Here is a 7,198-nt window from a genome sequence, read left to right as displayed (position 1 = left end):
AACTGACGAAGTCAGTAACCATACCTACGGCAAGGCGACGTTGACGCGGTTTGAAGAGATTTTCGAAGAGTATTATTAAAAAGTATTTCAGTGATTTTTTCATCTATAAGCAAAAAACTTGAAAAAAGTGAATATTTGCGTTATCATTTTCATATAGAAAGAAAAAGAGGTATTACAGATGGCTATTATCTTACCAGATCTTCCATATGCATACGACGCTTTGGAACCATACATCGATGCGGAAACAATGCACTTGCACCATGACAAACACCATCAAACTTATGTCAACAATGCTAATGCAGCTCTTGAAAAACACCCTGAGATCGGTGAAGACCTTGAAGCCTTGCTTGCTGATGTAGAATCTATTCCAGCTGATATCCGTCAAGCACTTATCAACAATGGCGGCGGACATTTGAACCACGCTCTTTTCTGGGAATTGATGACTCCTGAAAAAACTGCTCCATCAGCAGAACTGGCAGCAGCAATCGATGCAACATTTGGTTCATTTGAAGAATTCCAAGCAGCCTTCACTGCAGCAGCAACAACTCGTTTCGGTTCAGGATGGGCATGGTTGGTTGTTAACAAAGAAGGTAAACTTGAAGTGACTTCAACAGCAAACCAAGACACACCAATCTCAGAAGGTAAAAAACCAATCTTGGGCTTGGACGTTTGGGAACATGCTTACTACGTGAAATACCGCAACGTGCGTCCTGACTACATCAAAGCTTTCTTCTCAGTAATCAACTGGAACAAAGTAGATGAATTGTACGCAGCTGCTAAATAATGATAGTTGTAGGGAAGAATTGTTCTTCTCTTTTTAAGGTTGTATTATTTTGGTCTGACAAAATCGTCAGACTTTTTTCATTTTTATGAGAAACGTGCTAACTGCTAGAAATTATGGTAGAATAAAGTATTAAGTAATCGTGAAAAAAGGATATCTATGCGAAAAGAAATTGCACCTGAATTATACAACTATAACAAGTTTCCTGGTCCTGAGTTCCATTTACATGGGGACAAGGTTGAAACGGAAGGGATAGCTTTTTCCTTGGTGGAAAATATCAAGGATGCCTTTGATGTGACGGCTTTTAATCAGCGTTTTTCAGAAGTCTTAACCAAGTTTGATTATATCGTTGGGGACTGGAGTAATGAACAGCTTCGCCTACGAGGTTTTTACAAGGATGACCGAACAGAGGAAAATCTTGAAAAAATCAGTCGTTTACAAGACTACCTTTTAGAGTATTGTAGTTATGGTTGTGCCTATTTTGTCTTAGAAAATGAAGCCCCTAAGCGAGCATCATTTGACAAGAAAATGCGTAAGAAGGAAGAAGAAACACCTTCTAAAAAAGGAAAGAAGCCGACTCAAACCAAACGAAAACCGAATGCAGATAAGAAAAATAGACGTCGTCAGAAAGACCAGCATTCTCAGAAAGAGGACAAGGGGCAACGTCATTTTGTCATTCGTCAGAAGTGAGTAGAGAATAAGGAGAAGAAATGAAACCGTCAATTTATAGTTTAACACGTCAAACCATGCAGGAATGGGTTTTGGAGCAAGGAGAAAAGAAATTCCGTGCAGATCAAATCTGGGAATGGCTCTATCGTAAACGTGTCCAGTCATTTGAAGAAATGACCAACCTTTCCAAGGATTTGATTGCTAAGCTCAATAACCAGTTTGTGGTCAATCCCTTGAAACAACGTATCGTTCAAGAGTCTGCCGATGGGACAGTTAAATATCTCTTTGAATTGCCTGATGGTATGTTGATTGAGACAGTACTCATGCGTCAACACTATGGTTTGTCAGTCTGTGTGACCACTCAGGTTGGCTGTAATATCGGTTGTACCTTCTGCGCTTCTGGTTTGATCAAGAAACAACGCGACCTCAATAACGGTGAAATCGTAGCGCAAATCATGCTGGTTCAGAAATACTTTGATGAGCGTGGTCAGGATGAACGCGTCAGCCATATCGTTGTCATGGGGATTGGTGAACCATTTGATAACTACAACAATGTCTTGAATTTCGTTCGTACTATCAACGATGACAAGGGAATGGCTATCGGTGCTCGTCACATCACGGTTTCAACCTCAGGTTTGGCCCATAAAATTCGTGATTTTGCTAATGAAGGTGTTCAGGTCAATCTTGCCGTTTCCCTTCACGCACCTAACAATGAATTGCGCTCAAGCATCATGAAGATTAACCGTGCCTTTCCGATTGAAAAACTCTTTGCTGCTATTGAGTACTACATCGAAACAACAAATCGTCGTGTGACCTTTGAGTATATCATGCTCAATGAAGTAAATGACGGTGTAGAACAAGCCTTGGAATTGGCTGAATTGCTCAAGAATATTAAGAAATTGTCTTATGTAAACTTGATTCCTTATAACCCAGTTAGTGAGCATGACCAATATAGCCGTAGTCCTAAAGAGCGCGTCCTGGCCTTCTATGATACGCTTAAGAAAAAAGGGGTCAACTGTGTGGTTCGTCAAGAGCATGGTACCGATATTGATGCAGCTTGTGGACAATTGCGTTCTAATACAATGAAACGTGACCGCCAGAAAGCAGTCGCAGCAGTCAATCCTTAATGATGAAGAAGACTTATAATCATGTTTTGGTCTGGGGAGTCATTTTCTATAGCATTTGTATCATTTACTTTTGCTTTACTCCTCAAGAACATTCTCCCGTGGGGGTGGAAACTCCAGGTATTCAGCATCTTGGACGCCTGGTTTTTCTTTTGACTCCTTTCAATTCTCTCTGGAAACTGGGTGAAGTGAGTGAGATAGGACAATTATGTTGGCTTTTTCTACAAAATATCCTCAATGTCTCCTTGCTTTTTCCTCTGGTCTTTCAACTTATCTATCTGTTTCCTTCCTTAAGACAGACAAAAAAAGTCATTGTTTTCAGTTTTCTCTTAAGTCTTGGAATTGAGTGTACGCAGTTAGTTTTGGACTTTTTCTTTGATTTTAATCGCGTCTTTGAGATTGATGATTTGTGGACCAATACCTTGGGTGGCTATCTGGCTTGGCTACTTTATAAACGAATACATAAAAACAAGATAAGGAATTAAAATGAGTATTTTAGAAGTTAAAAATCTGAGTCACGGTTTTGGTGACCGTGCAATTTTTGAAGATGTGTCCTTCCGTCTCCTAAAGGGGGAACATATCGGTTTGGTCGGTGCTAATGGTGAAGGGAAATCGACCTTTATGAGCATTGTAACTGGTAAAATGCTGCCAGATGAAGGGAAGGTTGAGTGGTCCAAATATGTGACTGCTGGTTACTTGGATCAGCACTCTGTCCTTGCTGAAGGACAATCTGTTCGCGATGTTCTCCGTACGGCCTTTGATGAGCTTTTCAAAGCTGAAGCTCGTATCAATGATCTCTATATGGAAATGGCTGAAGACGGTGCGAATGTTGATGCTCTCATGGAAGAAGTTGGCGAACTCCAAGACCGTTTGGAGAGTCGTGATTTCTATACCTTGGATGCTAAGATTGACGAAGTAGCGCGTGCCCTTGGCGTCATGGACTTTGGCATGGATACAGATGTAACTTCTTTGTCAGGTGGGCAAAGAACTAAGGTGCTTTTGGCTAAACTTCTCCTTGAAAAGCCTGATATCTTGCTTTTGGACGAGCCGACCAACTACTTGGATGCTGAGCACATTGACTGGCTTAAGCGCTATCTCCAAAACTATGAGAATGCCTTTGTCCTTATTTCACACGACATTCCATTCCTAAATGATGTTATAAATATTGTCTATCATGTGGAAAATCAACAGCTGACACGTTACTCTGGTGACTACTACCAGTTCCAAGAAGTCTATGCTATGAAGAAATCTCAGCTAGAGGCAGCCTATGAACGCCAGCAGAAAGAGATTGCGGACCTCAAGGACTTCGTGGCTCGAAACAAAGCACGTGTTGCAACACGAAACATGGCCATGTCCCGCCAGAAGAAATTGGATAAGATGGATATTATCGAGCTGCAAAGTGAGAAACCAAAACCATCCTTTGATTTCAAACCGGCTCGTACACCAGGGCGCTTTATCTTCCAAGCCAAGGATTTGCAGATTGGTTATGACCGTCCTCTGACCAAGCCTTTAAATCTTACCTTTGAACGCAATCAAAAGGTTGCTATTATCGGGGCAAATGGTATCGGGAAAACAACTCTCTTGAAGTCTCTCTTGGGAATTATCCCGCCTATTGCTGGGGAAGTGGAGCGCGGTGACTACCTAGAACTCGGTTATTTTGAACAGGAAGTAGAAGGCGGTAATCGCCAAACACCACTAGAGGCTGTCTGGAATGCTTTTCCTGCACTTAACCAAGCAGAAGTCCGTGCAGCCCTTGCTCGTTGTGGTCTGACAACCAAGCATATTGAAAGTCAAATTCAGGTCTTGTCAGGTGGGGAACAAGCCAAGGTTCGTTTCTGTCTCTTGATGAATCGTGAAAACAATGTTTTAGTGCTGGACGAGCCGACCAACCACTTGGATGTGGATGCCAAGGATGAACTCAAACGCGCTCTCAAAGAATACAAGGGATCTATTCTTATGGTCTGTCACGAACCAGACTTCTATGAAGGCTGGATGGACCAAATCTGGGATTTTAATAATTTAACTTAAGAATGAGAGTAAAAGAAATACAGTACCGAATGTGGATACTGTATTTTTTGGTTTTTAAGATTTAAAATCGTAGTCTTTCACCACTTCGATGCTGTCGATTGTGATAGCAGTAGTTGGCTTGTCTTTTTCATCTTTTTCGGCTTTAGCAATCTTATCTACAACATCCATACCGTCAATCACTTGACCAAAGACTGGGTGTTTGCCATCTAGACTAGGGTTTCCCCCTTCTTTATAGGCTTCGATGATTTTCTTTGGATACTTGCTTGTAGGGAGTTTAGCAGAGGTATCTGTAGAGTTTTGGTTGATGAAGAACTGGCTGCCATTGGTGTTTGGTTGACCAGTATTAGCCATAGAAAGAGCACCACGGATGTTATAGAGATAAGGAGTAATCTCGTTCTTGAAACCAGTTCCCTTGTCTTTAGTCTTATCCTTGTCATGCCAGATGGACTGACCACCTGTACCGTCCCCTTTTGGATCTCCAGTTTGAACCATGAAGCCATCGATGACACGGTGGAAGGTAATGCCGTTATAGTAGCCTTCTTTGGCATGAGTGAGGAAGTTTTCAACCGCTAGAGGAGCGAGTTTAGGGAAGAGTTTGATACGGATATCTCCTTGACTTGTGTGGAGAATCACTTCAGCCTCGTCTTCAGCAACTTCTTTAAATAGTTGTGGGAAATTGGCGTTTTCGTTTATCAAAGCATCATTTAACTCCTTGGCAGATTGGGCAGCTGCTTTGGAGCTTTCCTCAGCGGCCAAGCTAGAATCTACATAGTCATCGCCACGCAAACTACGTTGGATGCTACTACACCCAGCTAGGGCTATAGTGGATAGTAAAAGAAGGGTTGCTAGTTTTTTCATTCTATTCCTCTCAAAAATTCATTTCTACTATTGTACCCTAAAAGGAAGGGGATTTCAAATATTAGTGACAAGACAGTTTAAGAGGAAGCCAATCAGAAAGTCGCTTGCTTAGGGGCATCAATACCATAAGTGTACTCAAAGCATTTAGGGAACCAGATCTTAAGAAAGCTCGTAAAGCATCACAATTAGCAAACGTTAATTTGAAAGAATTACTATATTTTAAAAGAGCACATTTTCAAAGGATTTTTTCTTTTTGCTTCAATTCCTAATTAATCAATGAACTTAATACTAGGTCTCGAAAAGAATTATGCTTCCTCTTTCTGTCTGAGTTCAAAGAGGTCTTCTACTTTCAAATTAAAAACTTGAGCAATTTTAAGAGCCATTTCCAGTGAAGGATTGTAACGGTTATTTTCCAAGTGCAGAATTGTCTCGCGTCGCATGCCGATGAGGTCGGCTAACTCCTGCTGGGTCATGCCTGTGGACTCACGAACAGATTTGAGATTAGTAATAATATTGCTTTCTTTGGCCATACTTATCCTCTCCGTTCCAAGATAAGATAGACAACCGCAAAGATGCAAATCAAGGCAGCTATGCTAAAAAATATCTGTCCCATGTAAAGAGTGAGAGACCCCATATATCCAATGATAACTGCTAGGATCATCAGTGCGCCTAGTATAAAAACAAACATCAAGCTAGCTGCCTTGGCTAAATTAGCATAAAAGCGTTCGTCCGGAGTTTCCTTGACATTTTTCAAACAGAAAAAAGCAAATAAAATTACTTCAATAACGAGGCCAATTCCCAAAATCCATTCTTTAATACCAGAACTTTCGCTTGGGGTCGCAACCCAAATTCCTAATGTATAAAAAATACTTGCTGCAAACAAAAGTATCGTGTAAAGCTTAGCAGACAAGTCAAAAATAATCTTTCCCTTACCTTTCTGACTTTTATGAGACCATAGTTTCATATGTAGCCAGCTCCAAATAGCTACAATTTGACATTGTACTGAAATACCAGTAATAACTAACTTGGGTCCCCAACTAAGATTAGAACCAAATAAAACAATAAAATCAATAAAGAGAGCTACGGCAATCATTGCAATGAGGCCACGCATTTTTTGACTTTTTTTCATGATAGACTCCTTTTTTGTGTTATAAATATATAACACTTAAATTTTATGTTACAAATATATCACATTTAAATTTAGAAAGCAAGAATTTATGTGCCAAGGTGGCAATTATTTGAAAAAATTTTTTAATAAAAACCCTCGCTAGTCAAACAACTAAAGAATTCTTTGAAGCAATGCATCGGATTTGGTTTGGATAGTTTCGTTAACAATATTTGATGATAAAGAATTTTTGAAAAATCTGGATATTGTATGAATCTCTACTTTTTTCTTAGACTGTTATAAAGTCTAAAAATAAGCTTTGTAGGTGTAGAAGTTAATTTTTACAGAACTAAATTATTCCCCTATTTATAATCTATTGATTCATATTTTTTGAAATCAATCAGTAGATATCGTTCTTAAAATTCTTGATATTTAGCTTGGGAACGGGCTTGGGATTTAGGAACCAAGCATCCAAATCACGTTCAGGTGAGATGAAGAGCTTGACTTGGTGATCTTTATAAAATGTTTCTAATACTCTTCGAAAATCAAATTCAAACTACGTCAGCTTTACCTTGCCGTAGATATATGTAACTGACTTCGTCAGTCTTATCTACAACCTCAAAGCAGTGCTTT

The 7,198-nt window shown here is 39.9% G+C and carries 8 protein-coding genes; 5 read left to right on the top strand and 3 right to left on the bottom strand.

Features of this window, described 5'->3' with window-relative positions; genetic code table 11:
- Nucleotides 1-178: 178 nt before the first annotated feature.
- From sodA to ADH54_RS05550, 5 genes are all read left to right on the top strand, one after another.
- On the top strand, nucleotides 179-784 hold the full coding sequence (gene sodA, locus ADH54_RS05570) for a superoxide dismutase SodA (RefSeq protein WP_000974733.1): 606 nt from the start codon (nucleotides 179-181) through the stop codon (nucleotides 782-784).
- 156 nt (nucleotides 785-940) lie between these two features.
- Nucleotides 941-1,471, top strand: a complete 531-nt coding sequence (locus ADH54_RS05565) for a YutD family protein (protein WP_049524353.1) — start codon at nucleotides 941-943, stop codon at nucleotides 1,469-1,471.
- Nucleotides 1,472-1,491: 20 nt separating this feature from the next.
- Nucleotides 1,492-2,577: a 23S rRNA (adenine(2503)-C(2))-methyltransferase RlmN gene (gene rlmN, locus ADH54_RS05560; RefSeq protein WP_049521875.1), complete on the top strand. Its 1,086-nt coding sequence runs from the start codon at nucleotides 1,492-1,494 to the stop codon at nucleotides 2,575-2,577.
- Nucleotides 2,577-3,059 carry a VanZ family protein gene (locus ADH54_RS05555; RefSeq protein WP_049524352.1) on the top strand — a complete coding sequence of 161 codons (483 nt, stop codon included), beginning with the start codon at nucleotides 2,577-2,579 and terminating at the stop codon, nucleotides 3,057-3,059. The genes rlmN and ADH54_RS05555 overlap by 1 nt, the downstream gene beginning before the upstream one ends.
- 1 nt (nucleotide 3,060) lies before the next feature.
- Entirely contained in the window at nucleotides 3,061-4,602 is a 1,542-nt protein-coding gene (locus tag ADH54_RS05550; RefSeq protein ID WP_049524351.1) for an ABC-F family ATP-binding cassette domain-containing protein, read from the top strand.
- A gap of 54 nt (nucleotides 4,603-4,656) precedes the next feature.
- Here the strand turns inward: ADH54_RS05550 and ADH54_RS05545 are convergent, their stop codons facing one another.
- The 3 genes from ADH54_RS05545 to ADH54_RS05535 form a co-directional block, all read right to left on the bottom strand.
- A complete protein-coding gene (locus ADH54_RS05545; protein ID WP_049524350.1) occupies nucleotides 4,657-5,460 on the bottom strand; it encodes a peptidylprolyl isomerase in 804 nt (267 codons plus the stop codon).
- A gap of 305 nt (nucleotides 5,461-5,765) precedes the next feature.
- Nucleotides 5,766-5,990 carry a helix-turn-helix transcriptional regulator gene (locus ADH54_RS05540; protein ID WP_042769224.1) on the bottom strand — a complete coding sequence of 75 codons (225 nt, stop codon included), beginning with the start codon at nucleotides 5,988-5,990 and terminating at the stop codon, nucleotides 5,766-5,768.
- A 2-nt stretch (nucleotides 5,991-5,992) separates the two neighbouring features.
- A complete protein-coding gene (locus ADH54_RS05535; protein WP_049524349.1) occupies nucleotides 5,993-6,589 on the bottom strand; it encodes a hypothetical protein in 597 nt (198 codons plus the stop codon).
- Nucleotides 6,590-7,198 lie beyond the last annotated feature (609 nt).

Source organism: Streptococcus pseudopneumoniae, from assembly GCF_001072315.1.
In the GTDB taxonomy this organism is placed as follows: domain Bacteria; phylum Bacillota; class Bacilli; order Lactobacillales; family Streptococcaceae; genus Streptococcus; species Streptococcus pseudopneumoniae_R.
This window is presented reverse-complemented; position numbering and strand designations above follow the sequence as displayed.

Coding starts and splice junctions, on each gene's coding strand:
- ADH54_RS05545 (WP_049524350.1), bottom strand. CDS start 5,460: ATGAAAAAACTAGCAACCCTTCTTTTACTATCCACTATAGCCCTAGCT.
- ADH54_RS05555 (WP_049524352.1), top strand. CDS start 2,577: ATGATGAAGAAGACTTATAATCATGTTTTGGTCTGGGGAGTCATTTTC.
- ADH54_RS05565 (WP_049524353.1), top strand. CDS start 941: ATGCGAAAAGAAATTGCACCTGAATTATACAACTATAACAAGTTTCCT.
- ADH54_RS05540 (WP_042769224.1), bottom strand. CDS start 5,990: ATGGCCAAAGAAAGCAATATTATTACTAATCTCAAATCTGTTCGTGAG.
- rlmN (WP_049521875.1), top strand. CDS start 1,492: ATGAAACCGTCAATTTATAGTTTAACACGTCAAACCATGCAGGAATGG.
- ADH54_RS05550 (WP_049524351.1), top strand. CDS start 3,061: ATGAGTATTTTAGAAGTTAAAAATCTGAGTCACGGTTTTGGTGACCGT.
- sodA (WP_000974733.1), top strand. CDS start 179: ATGGCTATTATCTTACCAGATCTTCCATATGCATACGACGCTTTGGAA.
- ADH54_RS05535 (WP_049524349.1), bottom strand. CDS start 6,589: ATGAAAAAAAGTCAAAAAATGCGTGGCCTCATTGCAATGATTGCCGTA.